We start from the raw sequence: 18,065 nt of genomic DNA on the forward strand, positions 1-18,065 counted from the left end.
CCCCGTTCGACGTGGGCCAGCAGTACGCGACGTGGTGGTACGACAACGCCGCGTCTTCCGAGCAGCGCGATAAGGCGCACATGCTCTCCGGCGGCGGCTTACCCCCGGAGATCGACCGGCCGCTGCTTCAGTTCGCCTGCGAGACGCTGCACGAATACACGCTCAGCGAGCACCAGCGCGTGAACCTGCGCGATGGCTTCCACTCCGGCATCCGGGGCGTGCTGATCAACATTCGCCGGACGCAGGGCTAAGCCGAAAGCGCGAACGGTAACAATCCAACGGTAACCCCCGCCCGTTAGGTCGCCCTGTGAAGACATAACGGCGGGAAAACAAGCAAAGTTACCGATCGATTGTTACCGTTCGGGAAAAAGGTCGCGGGTTAGGCCTGCGGGGACTCGCCGTCGAAACGGTCGAGGCTCTCCTCGGCCGGCTCCCCGTCGGTCGGCTCTGTATTAGCCTCCGCGCCGGACGCGTTGCCCAAGGTGCTGTCCGTGTCGGCATCTGCATTGACATCGGAGCTGGAGCCCGCTTCGGCGCCCGCGGTCAGCTGGCCGGCATTCTCGGATGCCATGGCGGCGCGGATTTCGGCGAGCTTGGAGCTCGTGGCCACGTCGGTCTGACCTGTCTCGATCTCGGCCATGACACCGTTCACGCCGGACTCGGACAGCTCCTGCTGGCCCAGTGCGGTGGCGTAGCGGCGCTCGATCTTTTCCCGCACGCCGTCCAGGGTAGGCACGGAATCATCAGTCTTGAACTGGCCGATAGTGTCCATCGTCTGCGCGGTTTGCTCCTGCATTTTCGCCTGGTCGGCCTGGGAGCGCAGGCGGTTGACCTCGTTCAACTGCTCCTGCAGACGAGCCTCGGACTGCTTTTGCTGCTGCTCGGCCTGGGCGGCGGCCTGCTCGGCTGCACCGTACTGGGTGGACAGGTCCGCCAGCTCCTGCTCGACGGCGACGAGCTGCGCTGCGAGTGTCTCGGCAGTGGTGTTGAACTGCTGCGCCTTGGCGGTGTCGCCTTCGGCGGCAGCCTTGTCCGCCATCTGCAGAGCAGTCTGCGTCTTCTGCTTCAGCTCCGCCAGCTTCTCCCGCTGGCGGTTGATCTTCAGCTCCAGCTGCTTCTTGGAACCGATGATCTCCGCCGCCTGGCGGGTGATCGCGTTGTGTTGTTCCTTCGCCGCGGCGGCAGCCTGCTCGATCTGGATCTTCGGGTCGGCGTTCTCGTCGATCTTCGAGTCGAACGACTGCATCAGGTACTTCCAGCCCTTGCTGAACGGGTTAGCCATTGGTGCGGGTCCTTTGCTTTCGGGAGCCTTTGGTCGCTCACGAGCTTACGTGCGTTCAAGTCTGTTCGTCGGGAGCCGTAGCATCACCCCGGCACACGAAATCCCCGGTGCCGCACTCGGTGGTCGGGGGCGCCGGGGATTTCGTCGATAAGCAGGCTGCGCTTAAGCGTCGCCGCGCTGTGCGTTCTGCTGCTCGATGTCGCGGTGGACTTCAGCCATGTCAACGTCGCGGACGGCCTGGATGAACTCCTCGAGGCCCGCGGGCGGCATTGCGCCGGAGGTCTGGCCGAGCAGAATGCCCTCGCGGAAAGCGAAGAGCGTCGGGATGGACTGAATCTGCAGGGCTGCGGACAGGCCCTGGTTAGCTTCGGTGTCCAGCTTGGCAAAGGTAATGTCGTCGTGCTGCTCGGACGCCTTTTCAAACGTCGGGGCGAATGCCTTGCACGGGCCGCACCAGTCAGCCCACGCGTCGACGATAACGATGTCGTTGTTCTCGATGGTCTCGGTGAACGTGTCCTCAGTTACATTGACGGTACTCACTCTTCAGCTCCTATAACTGCTTTAGTAACCTCATACTTAGGGAGTTCCCCGTGAAAACGGGGTCTATGTTGGTTCAACCCTATCAACGCTGGCTTCATTCCCTCGCGCGAAGCGAAATGTGGTCTAAGGAGAACACGTGACTAAGAACTACCGTTTCGAAGGCCCCACAGACGAGGATTCTGTGGCGAAGTTGAAGGACGAGGTGAGTCAGGTGCTGGGCACGCAGGGCGTCAAGATCGAGGTGGACGAGCAGATCATGCGCGTGCGGGGCGAAGGGTTCACCGACGACCAGATCTCGCTCGCAGTCGAATACGCAGGCTTTTCGCTTATCGACGTCTAAAGCGCCCTACCATGGGGACCGTTCCCCCGATTTCGGGACCGCAACCCTATTTGGGAAGGTGATCACTATGGCAGATCAGACTCAGTACACCGTTGAAGGCATGACCTGCGCCCACTGCGAGGCCAGCATCGTCGAAGAGGTCAGCGAAGTCCCCGGAGTGACCGGTGTGACAGCCGACCACACGACCGGTGCTGTGACTGTGAGTGGCGAAGGCTTTGAACGCGATCAGATCGCGGCCGCAGTGAAGGAAGCCGGTTACACACTGGTCTAACCGCATAGTTTGTAGCGCAGATTGCTGCGCGTGAGCATGGCCCGGATTTTCCCTTTTGGGAATCTCCGGGCCTTCTCGTGTGTTCCATGTGGGTGAGAGAAGCACGGAGGAAAGGATGAATGCGCGGTGAATAGCCCGGCACCAGTGTTAGCGTCGAACCAGCTTGAACACCTCGATTTGGGGGTGACGGGGATGACTTGCACGTCCTGTTCTTCCCGCGTGCAGCGGAAACTGAACAAGGTCGACGGTGTTGAGGCCAGCGTGAACTTCTCCACCGAGACGGCCTCCGTGGATTATGACCCGGCGCGGACCGACCGCGAATCCCTCATCCAGGTGGTGCGGGACGCAGGCTACGACGCGTTCGCGATGTCCGCCGCAGGGTCCGGCGATTCCAGTGCCGCAAGCGATGAAGCCTCTTCGGGGACTACCGACGACCCGTACGACAGCATCACCCTGGCCCGGGAGAATGAGGCCGACTCTCTCAAGCGGACCGTCATCTGGTCGGCGCTCCTGTCGGTGCCGATCATGCTGGTGTCCATGATCCCGGCACTGCAGTTCACATACTGGCAGTGGGCAGTGTTCACGCTGACCACGCTGGTGTACGTCGTGGCTGGCGCACCGTTCCACAAAGCGACGTGGACGAACCTGAAGCATGGCGCGGTGACCATGGACACGCTGATCACCATGGGCACGACCGCCGCCTACGTGTGGTCGGTGTGGGCATTGTTCCTGGGCAACGCTGGCGAACCCGGCATGACCATGGAGATGCATCCCTTCTCCACCGGCGGGCACGGCGACGGCACCGACGAGATCTACCTCGAAACCGTCGCCGTGGTGATCACGTTCTTGCTGCTGGGTAGATGGTTCGAGACAAAGGCCAAGGGCAAGTCGTCTGAGGCGCTGCGCGACCTAGCCACCATGGGCGCGAAGGATGCCGCGGTGATCCGCGACGGCCAAGAAGTGCGCGTTCCGGTCGCACAAGTGGTTGTCGGGGACCAGTTCGTGGTGCGCCCGGGCGAGAAGATCGCCACGGACGGCACAGTGGTCTCCGGTTCCTCGGCCGTGGACAATTCGATGCTTACCGGTGAATCAGTGCCGGTAGAGGTGAGCGAAGGCGACTCAGTGACCGGAGCGACGGTGAATCAGACCGGCCGCCTGGTCGTGGAGGCCACACGCGTGGGCTCTGAAACGACACTGTCGCGTATGAGCGAACTGGTGCGGGAGGCGCAGGCGGGGCAGGCGCCCGTCGAAAAGCTTGTGGACCGCATTTCCCGCGTCTTCGTCCCCGCAGTGATCGGGATTGCGCTGATCACTCTGATTGTGCACCTTGTCCTCGGGCATCCTACGGCGGAAGCGTTCACCGCTGCTGTGGCCGTGCTCATCATCGCGTGCCCGTGCGCCCTCGGCTTGGCTACCCCGACCGCGATCTTGGTCGGCACCGGCCGCGGTGCGCGCATGGGGCTGCTAATCAAGGGCCCGGAGGTACTGGAATCCACCCGGCGGGTGGACACGATCGTGCTGGACAAGACAGGGACCGTCACCACGGGCGAGATGGCTGTCGACGCCGTCGAGCCGGCCGATGGATTCAGCGCGGACGAACTGCTTGCGCTGGCTGCCGCTGTCGAGGCGGGCTCGGAGCATCCAATTGCCCGCGCAATCCTCGCCGGCGCATCCGATCTCCGCGTGCCCAAGGCCACGGACTTCACCAGCACCCCAGGCCAAGGTGTGGGCGCTGAGGTGGACGGCGCTTCCGTCACCGTCTCCCGCGGCAAAGGTGAGCGCGCCCGCGCACTGGAGGAAGCCGGCGCGACGGCCGTGTCTGTGACGGTGGACGGTGCCGATGCCGGCGTGATCGCCGTGCGCGACACCGTGAAAGAGTCCTCCGCCCAAGCGATCGCGGACCTGCGTGACCTGGGGCTGACCCCGTACCTGCTCACCGGCGATAACCCCGGCGCGGCTCACGCGGCAGCGGAGGCTGTGGGCATTGACGGTGAGAACGTCATCGCCTCAGTGTTGCCGGAGGGCAAGGTCGATGTGGTGGAAAAGTTGCAAGCCGACGGCAAGGTCGTCGCCATGGTCGGCGACGGTGTCAACGACGCCGCTGCTCTGGCCACCGCCGACTTGGGCTTGGCCATGGGGTCGGGCACCGACGTCGCGATCGAAGCCGCCGACATCACCTTGATGGGCAACGATGTTGCCGCCGCTGCGGACGCGATCCGTTTGTCCCGCAGGACGCTGCGCACGATCAAGGGCAATTTGTTCTGGGCATTCGCCTACAACGTCATCCTCGTGCCCGTCGCCGCTACGGGTCTGCTCAACCCCATGCTGGCGGGCATCGCCATGGCGTTCTCGTCCGTGTTCGTCGTGTCCAACTCGTTGCGTCTGAACCGGTTCCGCCCGCTGCGCGAGAAGTCCGGGTCTGAATAGATTTTGGTGCTGAGCTAGTGGGTGCTCATTAGCACTGACTATGATTCGCGCCTATGAGCAGCACTGCCAGCGCAAACACCGTATCCCGTAACGAGCGGCTCGACCGTCTTCCCGTCACCGATAAGCACAAACGGCTGCTTGTCGGCTCGGGCATCGGCTGGGCTTTAGACGCGATGGATGTCGGACTCGTGTCCTTCATCATCGCGGCGCTGGCGGTCCATTGGGACCTAGATAAATCGACCACCTCGTGGATCGCCTCGATTGGCTTCATCGGTATGGCCATCGGTGCATCCCTGGGTGGCCTACTGGCCGACAAGATCGGCCGCCGCCAAGTCTTCGCCGGCACGCTTTTGCTCTACGGCCTGGCCACCGGCGCGTCCGCTCTGGCCTGGTCTGTCGGCGCGCTCATGGTCTTCCGTTTCCTCGTCGGTCTGGGCCTGGGATCGGAACTCCCCGTCGCTTCCACACTGGTCAGTGAGTTCTCCCCGAGGAAGGTCCGCGGCCGCATGGTCGTCCTGCTCGAGGCATTCTGGGCGGTCGGCTGGATCATGGCCGCAGTGATCGGAACATTCGTGGTCTCCCAGGGAGAGAACGGGTGGCGCTGGGGCTTTGCACTCGGTGCGGTCCCGGCTCTCTACGCCATCTACGTGCGATTGGGCTTGCCGGAATCCGTGCGTTACCTCGAGTCAGTCGGCCGCCACGAAGAAGCTGAGGCGATTGTCCAATCGTTCGAGGCGGAAGTCGACCCTGCGCAGATCGACCACTCCCCAGCCCCTGCTGCCGCGGAGACCGTGCGCGGCGGGATCTGGGGCCCTGACATGCGCCGACGCACAGCCGCCTTCTGGGGTGTCTGGTTCGGGGTGTCCCTCTCCTACTACGGCGCGTTCATCTGGATCCCGTCACTCCTGGTGGATCAGGGCTTCACTCTCGTGCGTTCCTTCACATTCACGCTGATCATCACCGTGGCCCAGCTGCCCGGCTACGCCGCGGCCGCCTGGTTGATCGAGGTCTGGGGCCGCCGCATCACGCTCTCGACCTTCCTCGCCGGGTCTGCCCTCGCGGCAGTGCTTTACGGGTTCGCTGCGGCACCCTGGCAAATCATCGCCGCTGGGTGCCTTTTGTCCTTCTTCAACCTCGGTGCCTGGGGTGCCTTGTACGCCATCGGCCCGGAGCTCTACCCCACCCCTATCCGTGCCACTGGGACAGGCGCCGGCGCCGCGTTCGGCAGGATCGGGTCGATCATCGCGCCGCTGCTCGTTCCGTCAGTGCTCGCTTTCGGCGGCCCGACGGCGGTCTTCGGAGTCTTCGCCGCGGCATTCGCTCTCGCATGCATCGCCGCGCTGACGCTGCCGGAACAGCGCGGCAAGGCTCTGGATTAACTGGCTGGTGGATTAGCTGCGAGGTTAGCCGCGGGCCATGTTGACAAACCGCGAGTAGTGCAGCTGGTGCGCCACCGCAATGGTGTCAATTGGTCCACCGCGGTGCTTGGCTACGATGATGTCCGCCTCACCGGCACGCTCGTTGTCACGGTCCTGGGAATCCGGGCGGTACAGCAGCATGACAATGTCGGCGTCCTGCTCCAATGAGCCGGACTCACGCAGGTCCGCCAACTGCGGTCGCTTGTCAGTGCGCGCCTCCGGGCCACGGTTGAGCTGGGAAATGGCAATGACGGGCACCTCAAGCTCCTTAGCCAGCAATTTGAGCTGACGGGAGAATTCGGAGACTTCCTGCTGGCGTGATTCCACTTTCCGCCCCGAGCTCATCAGCTGCATATAGTCGAGCACTACTAGGTCCAAGCCGTGCTGCTGCTTCAAGCGGCGGGCCTTCGAACGGATCTCCATCATGGTCAGGTTCGGCGAATCATCCACGAAGATCGGTGCGGCCTGAATCTCGCGGAGGCGCTGGGTGAGCTTCTCCCAGTCGGATTCCTCCATCTGCCCCGAGCGCATCGCCGAGAGCTTGATCTCCGTCTCAGCGGAGAGAAGACGCATGACGATCTCGGAGGCGCTCATCTCCAGCGAGAAGATCACCGAAGTCAGCCCGTTGTGAATGGAGCAAGAACGCACGAAGTCCATGGCCAGCGTGGACTTACCCACACCGGGACGTGCCGCGATGATGATCATCTGCCCGGCATGGAGGCCGTTAGTGAGGCGGTCAAGGTCAATGAAACCGGTGGGCACACCTGCTGCCAGACCGCCGTCCTTCTCATACGCGGCGAGCTCATCCACCGTGGGTTTGAGCAGGTCCGCGAGTGCACGGTAGTCTTCCCCGGTCTTCTGCTGCGCCACGGCGAAGACTTCCTGCTGAGCTCGGTCGACGAGATTCTCAATCTCCATTCCCTCAGCACCGTCGTATCCCAGCTGGGCCACACGTGTTCCCGCATCCACGAGCTGCCTTAGCGTCGACTTCTCCCCCACAATGTCCGCGTAATAGCGTGCGTTAGCCGACGTAGGAACCTCAGAAATAAGCGTGTGCAGGTACGGCGCCCCGCCCGCCCGCTCGAGCTGGTTCAAGCGGTCGAGCCGGCCGCTGACGATCAGCACATCCACCTCGGAACCCTGCGAATACAAATCCAGGATGGCTTGGTAGATCAGCTGGTGCGCCGGGAAATAGAAATCTTCCACCCGCAGAAGCTCGATCACATCCACCACGGTGTTCGGGCTCAACAACATCGCGCCCAGAACGCCCTGCTCCGCTTTACGGTCATGGGGCGGCTGCCTGTACTCACTCAGGTCATCCCGGTCCTGAGTGAACCCCTTGCCTTTGCTGTAGCGGGACGAGCCCCCGGAGTTGCCGCGGTACTCATCCGGCCCGTCACTGGGCTCGGGCGGCAGTGGCACTGCGTCGTCCGCGAAGCTGTCTGAACTGGTGTAGGCGTCCTGCCCCGCATGTCCTCCAGTTGATCCCGCTGTCCCCGATGCCATCTGCTCCCGCTCCTTCACGTTGTCAGGTCGTGTGAGATGTTACCCCTCGGGGTGAACCACACGGTCGTTGCTCATCCTCCGAAAGAAGCGCTCTACAGAGTTATCCACAGCCCTATGTGAATAACCGTTGCAAATCCCACGTGGAATTCCACATCCCATGACTCAACCCTGTGGACAAAGTGTGGACATCCATCCTTTCAATCCACATACTCTCCTTTCCATGCAGGTCAGGCCGGTTACATTCACCGTTCAAAAGCAACATTCGTAGTGCATAACTTCACAACCAGCGGGTTTGACAAGACGAAAATACATAACTCTAAGGCCGCCTGATCCACCTTCGCGCCCCCATTTCGCTCTCCCAACTGGCACTTTTCCACCAGTTATCCACAACACCTGTGTGGACTAGCAAAACGACAGTATCCGGCCGCCCAAACCCCCTCTGCGCGCACAAAAGAGCGCGGGCCCCACTCCTCACAAGTGGGACCCACGCTCAAAGCTGTTGTCGTTGGATCGCGCAATGCGATCGCCGTGTAGCGGGCTGTTAAGCGCTCACGACCTCGAAGTTCACCTTGCCCTCCACGTCATCGTGGAGTCGGACCTTGACCTGGTAGCCGCCGGTGCTGGTCACGAGACCCTTCGGCACGTTGATGCGGCGCTTGTCCAAGCTCGGGCCGCCAGCTGCGGAAACAGCGTCGGCGATGTCGCCCGGCTTCACCGAACCGAAGATCTTGCCGTTGTTGGCGGTGCGCACCGTGACGGTGACGCCCTCCAGCTGGTCGAGCTGGTCACGCAGTTCCTTAGCGTGGTCCAGGTCGCGCACTTCGCGCTCCTGCTGGGTGCGCTTGATGTCCTCAATCTGCTTCTCAGCGCCTCGGGTGGCCACGATGGCCAGGCCGCGCGGAAGCAGAAGGTTACGTCCGTAGCCGTCCTTGACCTCGACAATATCGCCGGGTTCACCAAGGTTATCAACGGCAGCGGTGAGGATCAGCTTCATAATCCTTACCTTTCCTTCTGAAAGTTGATGGTGGGTTGTCGATGTTCTTTAGAACGGGGGCTCATCGTCCATGCCGCCGAAACCACCGGCAGGGGGAGCGGAATTCCACGGGTCATTGGCAGGCTGGTTGTTCTGCTGGCCCTGGCCAGACTGACCGCCTTGGTTGCCTTGGCTGCCGCCACCGAAACCACCGGTGGACTGGCCGCCTTGGAACTGGTTGCCTTGATTGCCCTGGTTACCGCCGAAACCGCCGCCGGAGCGACCGGAGTTTCCGTCACGGGAGTTCCGGTTCACGCTGGCGCTGGCGTATTTAAGGGAAGGTCCGACTTCATCGGCCTCCACCTCAAATACCGTGCGGTTTTCCCCTTCACGGTTCTGGTAAGAACGCTGCTTCAGGCGGCCGTTCACGATGACGCGCATGCCCTTAGTCAGCGACTCCGCAACGTTTTCCGCGGCCTCACGCCACACGTTGCAGGTCAGGAACAAAGCTTCGCCGTCTTCCCACTGGCCGGATTCGCGGTTGTACACGCGTGGAGTGGATGCGATGCGGAAATTCGCCACCGCAAGTCCAGTAGGCGTGAAACGTAATTCCGGGTCAGCAACGAGGTTGCCTACGACAGTGATGGGGGTATCGCCTTGTGCCATTTTTCGTCCTTACCTTTGAACCTTTTGAACCTTGTGGGTTCTAGTGAACAGTGTGTGCAAGCCAGTGTATAGACCGCACTGGACACAGCCCTTGCGCTGGGGTTTTCACCTTCGCGCCCGTTCTATAAGTTCAGCGCCTACTTGTTGTCGGTGCGCAGAACCTTGGTGCGGATGACAGAGTCGTTCAGGTTCAGACGGCGGTCGAGCTCCTGGACGGTCTCAGACGCGCAATCCAGGGTGACTACTGCGTAGACGCCCTCTTCCTTCTTGTCGATGGGGTATGCAAGACGGCGCTTGCCCCACACATCGACGTTCTCCACCGTGCCGTTATCCTTGCGGACAATCTCGAGGAATTTGTCCAGGGACGGGGCAACAGTGCGTTCATCCTGACTCGGGTCAAGAATGATCATTACTTCGTAGTGACGCACGGACCTCATCACCTCCTATGGTCGTTTCAATGGTTTCGGCCACCGCCCCGTTGGCAGTGGCAGGAGGGTCGTTGCGTCAAGCAACCCGTCCAGCGTACCGCAGCAAACAACCAGGAAGAAATCCTTGAGTTTCGTTGGAAAACATGAAGGGTCAATACCTAGCTGCGATCATTATCGCTCAATCGATCAATCGTCCCGGTCGACTTCGAGGACGAGGCCGTACGGGTCGACATCGATGTCGATGCCGCCGAACGAAATTTCCCAGTAGCCGTCATCGTCCCACTCGATGTCTACGCCGGCTTCCTTGTTGTTCGCGGCGGCCAAGACTCGCTCAACCTCGTCGGGGGTGACAGATTCCTCGCCCATATCTGATTTCGCCTCGCCCGTGTAGTCACTGACTTCCCGGGGAAGATCGTGTTGGGCAGCCACAATTTGGTCGTCCGTCCCACCGTCAGCTCCGGGGGAAGTGGACTCGGTCACGGTCCCAGGCGCGGACTCAGTTGCGACCTCTTCGGCAACGGATGTCTCGGCCGCTCCGTCGGTTGCGGACGTAGTGTCGTCGCTCTCACCGCAGGCGGCTAAAGAGACGGCAAGGACGGGTACAGCGGCTAGGGCAGTTAGTTTCCTGATGCTCATGAACTCCACACTACATACCCGCGGGAAGCCAGCAATGGATCGGTGAGAAGCCCTATTGCCCGGCATTGGGCGCAGCAACGAATACCGCAAGAAAGACCGGAACGAAGGTCATGAAGATGAATGCGGCGAGCCCGAGCCCGACGGAGAGAGCCGGGGGCTTGTTGTTCACAACTGTCCAGTAGCAGGCGACAAAGAGGAGGAATGCGAGGATGATGGAACAGATTCCAAGGATTGTCGTGATACCCATTCGTGTTTCGCCTCCTCCCAGTCATCCGGGGTGGTCATGAGCGGGTCGCAACCGAAGTGCGCCTCGCGCACTTTGTCGCGGCGGCGGCCGAACATTTGCTGGACAACGAGGACCATGATCGCCACGATGAACGCATCGCGCGCGATGACCACGAGGTTGAGCACACCGCCGGGCAGCCCGAGGTTGTCGGTTCCCATCATGTGCCACATCAGAATCGGCCAGACCAGCATATCCACGGTCATCCAGGACAGCAGCAGGCGCCAGTAGGGGAGAGCCAGTACCGCGGGCACGACGAACCACAGCGAGTACTGGGGGCTCCACACCTTATTGAACAGCAGGAAGAAGCCGACGATGAGCACAACGAGCTCAGCAACGCGCGGCGTCTGCGGCGCCTTCAGCCCGGCCACGAGAACGAATAGGCAGCCAGCCAAGAACAGAACGAGGGTCACGGTGTTCAAAATGACTGGGGCGCCCTCACCGGAATCGAATCCGCTCCATCCCGTCATGCGGGAGATCACTGCGTAAATCGTGGTCCATTCCCAGCCGCGCTCAGTATTGAGACGCTGGAATTCGTGCCACGCTTCATAGTTGTGCAGCATGAGCGGAACATTCACCGCCAGCCACGTCACAGCAGCACCCACGGTCATCTTGACCCACGGCAACATGTCGCGTCGCCGCAGGAAGACGACCAAATAGGCCCCGAGCAGGAAGAGCGGCCACATCTTGAACGCGGTGCCAGCTCCGATGAGCACACCGGCGAGCCAGAACCGTTTGTTCCGCGCCGCCAGCATCGCGCCGACGGCTAGCGCAATCGAGGGGATGTCCCAGTTGGTGAACGCGTGCATGATCAGCAGGGGAGAGGCCACCACGAGAATGGTGTCCCACACGCGGTTGCCCGCCAGTTCCGCCACCATGCGGGCTGTCGCCACCCAGATCGCGGCCATGACAAGAGCAGTCAGATAAAAGTACCAGCCCGAATCGGGCAGAAGCTTATCGACGACCGGGTACGTCGTCCTGGCCACCCACCCCATGAGTCCCTGGAACAGGCCGCCGAGAACCGGGTACTCCATGTACCGGGTGATGTCACCCTCTACCCAGGAATAGTCGTAAACGAAACCGGGCTGGTCGAGACCGCGGCCCCCGTACAAAGGAACGATGTCGTTATAGCAGAACGAGGTGTATTGGCGGTTACCGTCCCAGTTGAGCTGCATCGAGCCGTCGACAAGCTTGCCGCGTGCGCAGTTGGACTTTGACAGCGCGCCGAGTGCCAGGAATGTCCACGCCACAGCGATGATGGTGCGCAGCGGTGTCCACCAGCGACCACGGCCGATCTGCGCGAAACGCCCCATGGTCCCGCCGAGGACGTTCATCATGCCCGCGGCGACGGGCTCCGTTGTGCCCGGCTGGACGCGGTCGGCCGGGTTGGGCCACTGCGTGAGTTCCTGCTTTGTAGCCACGTTAACCGACCAAATCACCAATCAACTCGCCGAGGTCAACTTGCGGTGCCTGCTGGGCCGGTGGGGCAGGAGCCGGTGCTGGGGCTGGCGCAGGCGCGGGAGCTGGCGCGGGCGCGGGCGCTTCTGCCGCCGGAGCAGAGGCTGCCGGAGCTTCTGCCGCGGGGCCGGATTGCTGGCTGTAGTCATAGTCGTAGCTCTGGTAGCTCGGCGCCGTGCCTCCGCCGTAGCTGCCGCCCGAGTACGCGTTGACGCCCCAGTTGATCGGTGTGGCCGGGTGGAATTCCTGGAATTCCTGGCCCTCGAGCACGCCGTCGAGGATCCCCTTCCAGATCGAGCCCGGAGACATTGACCCGTACATGTTGCCGCCCCAGGAGTTGTAGATCGGGGAGGTGTTGTCGGCGGTGCCGACCCAGACAGCGAGTGCGAGCTGCGGGGTGCCGCCGACCATCCACGCGTCCTTGTTCGCGCCGGTGTCGCCCATCTGGGCAGTACCGGTCTTGGCAATCGAGGGGCGTCCGCCCGCCAGGGCCTTGTTCGACCAGCCCGCGATGGGCTGCATTGCCTCTACGACGTTGTCCGCGACCTGGGCCGAGACTCGGCGCTCCTTGTAGTCCGGGTTGAACTCGTAGAGGACCTCGCCGTCAGCGGAGGTGACGCGCTGAACAAAGTGCGGTGGGTGCCACACGCCACGGTTGATCAGGGTGGCCACACCGGTTGCCATGTCAATCACTCGGGACTGGTACTGGCCGAGGATGATGCCGTCGAACGGCGCGCCGCCGTTCTCCGAAAGCGTTTCCGGCACATTCGGCAACTCGCGGGCCACACCGAGCGCGTGCGCCATGTCGGCAGTGTCTTGCGCTCCATTGTCCAAATCGGACTGCATTCGGATGAAGGAGGTGTTGTAGGAATTCTTCAGCGCCTCCGACAGGGACGTGACGCCGCCGTAGGTGCCGGAGTCGTTGTTGATTGTCCTGTTGCCCACCGTCACCGGCGAGGAATCGTAGTACGCCGACAACGGAATGCCCTGCTGAAGAGCAGCGGCGAGACCGAAGATCTTGAACGAGGATCCCGTCTGCAGCCCGGCGTTGGCGTAGTCCCATCCGCTGGCATCGTCGCCGCCGTAGTAGCCTTTCACGGCGCCGGTGGCCGGGTCGATGGCCACGACACCGGTGCGGGCATCCTCCTGCAGGAGGCTCAGTTGCTCCTCGGCAGTAGCAAGAACCTGATCCTGGGTGCGCTGGTCAATGGTGGTGGTGATCTGCAGGCCGCGGTTGGTCACGTCGGATTCACTGATGCCCACCTGAGCCAGCTCCGCGATGACCTGGTTCTTGATCAGGCCGTTGGGTCCAGTCGCTTCCGTGTAGGCCGAGTACGTCTGCGGGTCGCGGGTTTCCGGGAACTTGGCCTCCGTGCGCTGCGCAGGCGTGAGAGCACCCATTTCCACCATGCCGTCGAGGACGTAATTCCAACGGTTCATCGAGTCTTGCTCGTTGTTCCACGGATCCAGCTGGCTGGGCAGCTGGATCAGGCTGGCAAGCACGGCGCCTTCCTCGACGGTGAGCTTCGAGGCGGGTTTGTCGAAGTAGGCGTTCGCCGCTGCCTGGATACCGTAAGCGTTACGGCCAAAGTAAATGGTGTTGAGGTAGCCGGCGAGGATCTCTTCCTTCGTCCAGTTGCGGGTCATCTTGATCGAGTAGACCAGCTCATTGAATTTGCGCTGGTAGGAACGCTCGTTTCCGACAATCGTGTTCTTCACGTACTGCTGGGTGATGGTCGAACCGCCGCCCGCGCTGTCGTCGCCGGTCAGTTGGCCGAGCACCGCACGGCCGAAACCGGTGAAGGAGAAGCCGGAGTTCTCCCAGAAGTCGCGGTCCTCGGCGGCGAGCACAGCATCTTGCACGTGCTTCGGCACTTCGTCGAGAGGAATCTGCTCGCGGTTGCCCTCTGCGGGCACAATGCGGGCCAGCTCCGTGGTGCCGTCGTTGGCGAAGATGGTGGAGACTTGGGCGGTCTCAATCTCGCCCGGCTTAGGCAGATCCGCGCGAAGGTACTTCACGCCGAAAATGACTAGGGGCACAGCCAGAATCAAAACGAGCGCCAAAGCGATAGCGGCGAACCATTGGCCTTTGCGGCTCTTCTGTTTGGTCACCTTGGTGCTCGACGAGCCGCCAGCCTTCGCGGTGGAGCCGCCTTTGGTTCCCGAATTCTTCTTCGTCGAATCCTTGACGGAGCTCTTCTCGGAGGTCGTGGACTTGCCAGCGCCTTTTCCAGTGCTCTTTTTCGACGAGCTGGTATTTTCTTTTTCCCGGGCGTCCCGGCGTGATGCGGATGGCTTCTTGCCGGAAGCTTTACCGGAGTCAGTTTCTCGTGCCAATGAAGTGTTCCTGCCTACTCGTTTCCTGTAGGACAGACTACTTCCTTAATCACGGAATGACGGAACTGGAACAGCCTCAGATGCGCTTAGGAGGTGGTTCCACCGGCAGGTGGCGCAGACTTCCACTTTGTGGACGGTGAAGGGACCGGCTTCGTCGATAAGCTCTACTATTTCTTCCTCACTCCGAGCGGACCCGGAGCGGCGCCCGAGGTTCTCGCCGTATACCCATAGGATATTTCGCATAGGTGACCCGCAGATCGGGCACGGGCGGGCGGCATCCACCCCGTGGTGCTCGGCCGCAGCCCGGAGCAGAAAATCCGCGTCGCACACCTCTTCGCGGCTCTTCTTTCCTGCCCGAAATTCACGCAGAACCGCGCGCCGTTCCCACTCGTGGGACACCGTGTGAACCAACTGAAACATCGTCACCAGCGTACTCTCCGCATCTTTTCCGCGGGATTACCCGATTCTTCGGTAGGTGAAAATTCGTGTCCTCTTCTTAATTTCTGTGGTGAGCACCTACACTGGTGGCCATGTCACAAAAGTCCTCAGAGGATGCATACAAGGTCGCGCAGGAAATCCGCCCGTTTCTGACGAAGCTCTACGTCGCCTATTTCCGTATCGCGGAGCATTCGGACATTACGGGTCCTCAGCTCTCCATCATGGAGCGCCTGATCGAGACCGGTCCGATGCGCATCAGCCAGCTGGCGCAGGAGGAGGGCATTCGGATGCCCACGGCGTCGAACACGCTGCACCAGCTCGAGCAGCGCGACTTGGTCCACCGTGTCCGCGACGAAACAGACCGCCGCGGCGTGAAGGTGGAGATCACCGACAGGGGCATCAAGGAGTACGACCGTGTGGCGGACGAGCGCACTAAGTACGTCGCTGAGATGATCTCTACCCTCGACCCGGAGTCGCTGACCCAGCTCAAGGAAGCAACGCCGGCTTTGGCTGAGCTCGCACGCTCCTACAACACGGGAAATATCGAGTAATCGCCGACTGGTCCGTCCTTCCCAATAGGGAAGGAATTGTCCATGTGCACTAGGGCCATATAAAATTAAGGCCCTGTTGGTTTTTCATTAACGCGCGCGCCACATGGATTCATACCCCCTCGCTCCGGAGCTCCTGCCTCACGTCGGCCAGGAGCGCCCTCTCCATGTCCTCGTGGGCTGGGACCAATCCGGGGAGGAAGCTGTCGAGTTCGCCGCGTGGCTCGCCCGCACCACCGCCTGCTCTATCCGCGTGGTCAGTACCGCACCCCGCCCGTGGTCGTCTCTGCGGGGGAAGAAGAGCAAGCAGTACAAAAAGTGGTTCAAGAAAACCGAGAGCAAGCGCATCGACGCGATCCGTTCCGCCCTGAAAGAGCACGTCCCGCACAAGGCGTGGGATGATGAATGGGCTGTATTCCGCGATGGAGCACCGCGCCACGAATTGATCTCTGAGGAAGCACAGCGCTTTCACGCGGACTTGATTCTTCTCGGCTCCAAGTCAAAGGCGAAGAAGGGCCGTTTCTTGGCCACCTCTACAGCCGATGCGATGATGCACTACTCACCGATCTCCGTCGGTCTCGCCCCGCGCGCCGTGAAACTATCCAAGAAGGGGATCACCCGCGTCAACTACGCATTCCTCGACGAGCGCGAGGAGGCGTCCGCTCGCGGTATGCGGGTCGCTGCCACAGTTGCCATGCTTCTCGACGTCGACTTGCGCATCATGGCGTTCTCCCCGAAACAGACCTACAGCTACGAGGCCGAGCTCAAGGCCCACGCGCCGCTTATCGACGAATGGAATGAATCCTCCCTCGCTCTGCTCGACCGCGCCCGCGACTGTGTCAGCGACACCGCAGCAGCACTCGGAATCCCGGAGCCGAAGAATTTCGAGGTGGAGACGTGTGTGAGCGCCGGCGATGGGTGGAAGCCGGTGGTGAACTCCCAGAAGTGGAAGAAGGGCGACATTCTCTTCCTCGACTCCCAGCCGACGGAGCCTGCCAGGGTGCTCACCAATGCGCGCACGGAAGACTTCCTCACCCACGCCCCCGTTCCGGTGGTCATCTTCCCCTGATTCAGGCTGGCGATACACTGGCGCATATGTCCAGCAGTGAGTCGCAGCCGTCCGGGAAATCACGCGAACCCCGCCCGGGGCTCCGCCGCGATATTCCCGAGCACCCGGAGAATGACCTGCACAGCGCAGCTGACTACTACAACAAGGTCCCGCCTGAACCGCGCTCTTTCGATGAGCTCGCGGATCAGCCCGACCCAGTGGCGCTGAATGAGCGCAACCGTGCCTCCACCCGCCAGGCCATCATCTACGCTGTGTCATCCATTGCTCTTACCCTCGCCGTCGCCGGGCTGGTCGCTGTCATCGCCCGGCTCAGCGGCGGCCCGCTCTGCGAATCAGGGGAGGCGCAGTGGCTGTGCAGCGACGGCTGGCGCACCACCTGGGCGGTCATCTCGTCCATTCCGCCCGTCGTTGCTTTGCTCGGCTGCGCGGTGATCATGGTGCGCAAGCTCAACCGCTACGAGCGCTGGGTGCCGTGGATGGGCGTGTTCTGGATCCCGTTGGTGCCGTTCACCATGGCGTGGCTCATCCTCACCATCGGGATGCTGGCACGCGACAGTGTTTAGCTACTCACTGCACGCCGCGCAATAGGGGTTCTTCTCCCGGCATGATTCGCAGCTGACGTACTGCTGCCTGCAGTGCGGCTCGTTGGCGCAGTTGTAGTGCTGGTTCGAGGGCTTCCCGCAGTGCACGCAGTGGCCTACCTGAACGAAGTCCTCGTCGTTTTCGGGGCCGAACTCGGTGTGCATGCGTTTGTCAAAGACGTAGAGGGAACCCTCCCACAGGCCCTGGTTCCCGTATTTCTCGCCGTAGCGGACAATGCCGCCGTCGATCTGGTAGACCTCCTCGAACCCGCGGTTGATCATCAAAGAGGAGAGGATCTCGCAGCGGATGCCGCCGGTGCAGTAGGAGATGACCGGCTTGTCCTTCATCCAGTCGTATTTGCCGGATTCGAGCTCCGCAATGAAATCGTGCGTGGTGTTCACGTCGGGGACGACGGCGTTCTTGAATTTGCCGATCTCCGCCTCGTACGCGTTACGCCCGTCGAAGAACACTACGTCGTCCCGGGAAGCCGCCAGCTCGTTGACCTGCTCGGGGCTGAGGTGGGTGCCGCCGCCGACGACTCCGCGTTCGTCGGCACGCAATTCCTCCGGTGTGCCAAAGGAGACGATCTCGTCGCGCACCTTCACACTCAGTTTCGGAAAGTCCTCCGCGCCTCCATCGGACCACTTGAACTCGATACCGCGGAAGTACTCCTTTGTCTTCCGCACGTACGCCTTGCACGCCTCCATGTCGCCACCGACGGTGCCGTTGATGCCGTCGGGGGAGATGATGATGCGGCCATTGAGCCCCAGTCCCTCACACAGGTCACGCTGCCACAGACGCACTGCTTCGGGGTCCGGGATCGGGCGGAATTGGTAGTAAAGGAGGATCTTGCTGGGCATGCC

The 18,065-nt window shown here is 61.9% G+C and carries 18 protein-coding genes and 1 pseudogene; 8 read left to right on the plus strand and 11 right to left on the minus strand.

Features of this window, described 5'->3' with window-relative positions:
• Nucleotides 1–251 (plus strand): annotated as a pseudogene (locus CZ338_RS11055) (NYN domain-containing protein); the annotation flags it as partial.
• Nucleotides 252–379: 128 nt separating this feature from the next.
• Here CZ338_RS11055 and CZ338_RS02870 read toward each other — a convergent pair.
• Nucleotides 380–1,282: a PspA/IM30 family protein gene (locus tag CZ338_RS02870; protein WP_087116817.1), complete on the minus strand. Its 903-nt coding sequence runs from the start codon at nucleotides 1,280–1,282 to the stop codon at nucleotides 380–382.
• A gap of 162 nt (nucleotides 1,283–1,444) precedes the next feature.
• A complete protein-coding gene (trxA, locus tag CZ338_RS02875; RefSeq protein WP_087116818.1) occupies nucleotides 1,445–1,822 on the minus strand; it encodes a thioredoxin in 378 nt (125 codons plus the stop codon).
• Nucleotides 1,823–1,958: 136 nt separating this feature from the next.
• Here trxA and CZ338_RS02880 point away from each other — a divergent pair, with 136 nt between their 5' ends.
• From CZ338_RS02880 to CZ338_RS02895, 4 genes are all read left to right on the plus strand, one after another.
• Nucleotides 1,959–2,162, plus strand: coding sequence for a hypothetical protein (locus CZ338_RS02880; protein WP_087116819.1), 204 nt, complete (start codon nucleotides 1,959–1,961; stop codon nucleotides 2,160–2,162).
• A gap of 67 nt (nucleotides 2,163–2,229) precedes the next feature.
• The gene (locus tag CZ338_RS02885; protein ID WP_087116820.1) at nucleotides 2,230–2,433 is read left to right on the plus strand and encodes a heavy-metal-associated domain-containing protein; all 204 of its coding nucleotides are present in this window, start codon (nucleotides 2,230–2,232) and stop codon (nucleotides 2,431–2,433) included.
• A 192-nt stretch (nucleotides 2,434–2,625) separates the two neighbouring features.
• Nucleotides 2,626–4,860, plus strand: coding sequence for a heavy metal translocating P-type ATPase (locus CZ338_RS02890; RefSeq protein WP_087117261.1), 2,235 nt, complete (start codon nucleotides 2,626–2,628; stop codon nucleotides 4,858–4,860).
• A gap of 53 nt (nucleotides 4,861–4,913) precedes the next feature.
• Nucleotides 4,914–6,239: an MFS transporter gene (locus CZ338_RS02895; protein ID WP_087116821.1), complete on the plus strand. Its 1,326-nt coding sequence runs from the start codon at nucleotides 4,914–4,916 to the stop codon at nucleotides 6,237–6,239.
• Between the two features lie 24 nt (nucleotides 6,240–6,263).
• On the opposite strand, the gene dnaB is transcribed toward CZ338_RS02895, so the two are convergent.
• From dnaB to CZ338_RS02940, 8 genes are all read right to left on the minus strand, one after another.
• Nucleotides 6,264–7,784 carry a replicative DNA helicase gene (dnaB, locus tag CZ338_RS02900; RefSeq protein ID WP_087116822.1) on the minus strand — a complete coding sequence of 507 codons (1,521 nt, stop codon included), beginning with the start codon at nucleotides 7,782–7,784 and terminating at the stop codon, nucleotides 6,264–6,266.
• Between the two features lie 541 nt (nucleotides 7,785–8,325).
• A complete protein-coding gene (gene rplI / locus CZ338_RS02905; RefSeq protein WP_087116823.1) occupies nucleotides 8,326–8,778 on the minus strand; it encodes a 50S ribosomal protein L9 in 453 nt (150 codons plus the stop codon).
• Between the two features lie 48 nt (nucleotides 8,779–8,826).
• Nucleotides 8,827–9,423 (minus strand): single-stranded DNA-binding protein, encoded by a 597-nt coding sequence (locus tag CZ338_RS02910; RefSeq protein WP_087116824.1) that lies wholly within the window; start codon nucleotides 9,421–9,423, stop codon nucleotides 8,827–8,829.
• Between the two features lie 137 nt (nucleotides 9,424–9,560).
• Nucleotides 9,561–9,851, minus strand: coding sequence for a 30S ribosomal protein S6 (gene rpsF, locus CZ338_RS02915; protein ID WP_204211856.1), 291 nt, complete (start codon nucleotides 9,849–9,851; stop codon nucleotides 9,561–9,563).
• Nucleotides 9,852–10,037: 186 nt separating this feature from the next.
• Entirely contained in the window at nucleotides 10,038–10,487 is a 450-nt protein-coding gene (locus tag CZ338_RS02920; protein ID WP_087116826.1) for a hypothetical protein, read from the minus strand.
• Between the two features lie 165 nt (nucleotides 10,488–10,652).
• On the minus strand, nucleotides 10,653–12,107 hold the full coding sequence (locus CZ338_RS02930; protein WP_087117262.1) for a glycosyltransferase family 87 protein: 1,455 nt from the start codon (nucleotides 12,105–12,107) through the stop codon (nucleotides 10,653–10,655).
• A gap of 85 nt (nucleotides 12,108–12,192) precedes the next feature.
• Nucleotides 12,193–14,565 (minus strand): transglycosylase domain-containing protein, encoded by a 2,373-nt coding sequence (locus tag CZ338_RS02935; protein ID WP_087116828.1) that lies wholly within the window; start codon nucleotides 14,563–14,565, stop codon nucleotides 12,193–12,195.
• Between the two features lie 45 nt (nucleotides 14,566–14,610).
• A complete protein-coding gene (locus tag CZ338_RS02940) occupies nucleotides 14,611–14,985 on the minus strand; it encodes a DUF5318 family protein (protein ID WP_087117263.1) in 375 nt (124 codons plus the stop codon).
• Nucleotides 14,986–15,095: 110 nt separating this feature from the next.
• On the opposite strand from CZ338_RS02940, the gene CZ338_RS02945 reads away from it, so the two are divergent.
• From CZ338_RS02945 to CZ338_RS02955, 3 genes are all read left to right on the plus strand, one after another.
• Entirely contained in the window at nucleotides 15,096–15,554 is a 459-nt protein-coding gene (locus CZ338_RS02945; protein ID WP_087116829.1) for a MarR family winged helix-turn-helix transcriptional regulator, read from the plus strand.
• A 103-nt stretch (nucleotides 15,555–15,657) separates the two neighbouring features.
• Nucleotides 15,658–16,620, plus strand: coding sequence for a universal stress protein (locus CZ338_RS02950; RefSeq protein WP_087116830.1), 963 nt, complete (start codon nucleotides 15,658–15,660; stop codon nucleotides 16,618–16,620).
• A 26-nt stretch (nucleotides 16,621–16,646) separates the two neighbouring features.
• Nucleotides 16,647–17,183 carry a hypothetical protein gene (locus tag CZ338_RS02955; RefSeq protein WP_235839414.1) on the plus strand — a complete coding sequence of 179 codons (537 nt, stop codon included), beginning with the start codon at nucleotides 16,647–16,649 and terminating at the stop codon, nucleotides 17,181–17,183.
• On the opposite strand, the gene trhO is transcribed toward CZ338_RS02955, so the two are convergent.
• Nucleotides 17,184–18,062 carry an oxygen-dependent tRNA uridine(34) hydroxylase TrhO gene (gene trhO / locus CZ338_RS02960; RefSeq protein ID WP_087116831.1) on the minus strand — a complete coding sequence of 293 codons (879 nt, stop codon included), beginning with the start codon at nucleotides 18,060–18,062 and terminating at the stop codon, nucleotides 17,184–17,186.
• Between the last annotated feature and the right edge of the window lie 3 nt (nucleotides 18,063–18,065).

This window comes from Corynebacterium urinipleomorphum (assembly GCF_900155535.1).
GTDB classification, from domain to species: Bacteria; Actinomycetota; Actinomycetes; order Mycobacteriales; family Mycobacteriaceae; genus Corynebacterium; species Corynebacterium urinipleomorphum.

Coding starts and splice junctions, on each gene's coding strand:
- CZ338_RS02870 (WP_087116817.1), bottom strand. CDS start 1,282: ATGGCTAACCCGTTCAGCAAGGGCTGGAAGTACCTGATGCAGTCGTTC.
- CZ338_RS02885 (WP_087116820.1), top strand. CDS start 2,230: ATGGCAGATCAGACTCAGTACACCGTTGAAGGCATGACCTGCGCCCAC.
- CZ338_RS02890 (WP_087117261.1), top strand. CDS start 2,626: ATGACTTGCACGTCCTGTTCTTCCCGCGTGCAGCGGAAACTGAACAAG.
- CZ338_RS02895 (WP_087116821.1), top strand. CDS start 4,914: ATGAGCAGCACTGCCAGCGCAAACACCGTATCCCGTAACGAGCGGCTC.
- dnaB (WP_087116822.1), bottom strand. CDS start 7,784: ATGGCATCGGGGACAGCGGGATCAACTGGAGGACATGCGGGGCAGGAC.
- rplI (WP_087116823.1), bottom strand. CDS start 8,778: ATGAAGCTGATCCTCACCGCTGCCGTTGATAACCTTGGTGAACCCGGC.
- CZ338_RS02910 (WP_087116824.1), bottom strand. CDS start 9,423: ATGGCACAAGGCGATACCCCCATCACTGTCGTAGGCAACCTCGTTGCT.
- CZ338_RS02920 (WP_087116826.1), bottom strand. CDS start 10,487: ATGAGCATCAGGAAACTAACTGCCCTAGCCGCTGTACCCGTCCTTGCC.
- CZ338_RS02930 (WP_087117262.1), bottom strand. CDS start 12,107: ATGATGAACGTCCTCGGCGGGACCATGGGGCGTTTCGCGCAGATCGGC.
- CZ338_RS02940 (WP_087117263.1), bottom strand. CDS start 14,985: ATGTTTCAGTTGGTTCACACGGTGTCCCACGAGTGGGAACGGCGCGCG.
- CZ338_RS02945 (WP_087116829.1), top strand. CDS start 15,096: ATGTCACAAAAGTCCTCAGAGGATGCATACAAGGTCGCGCAGGAAATC.
- CZ338_RS02950 (WP_087116830.1), top strand. CDS start 15,658: ATGGATTCATACCCCCTCGCTCCGGAGCTCCTGCCTCACGTCGGCCAG.
- CZ338_RS02955 (WP_235839414.1), top strand. CDS start 16,647: ATGTCCAGCAGTGAGTCGCAGCCGTCCGGGAAATCACGCGAACCCCGC.
- trhO (WP_087116831.1), bottom strand. CDS start 18,062: ATGCCCAGCAAGATCCTCCTTTACTACCAATTCCGCCCGATCCCGGAC.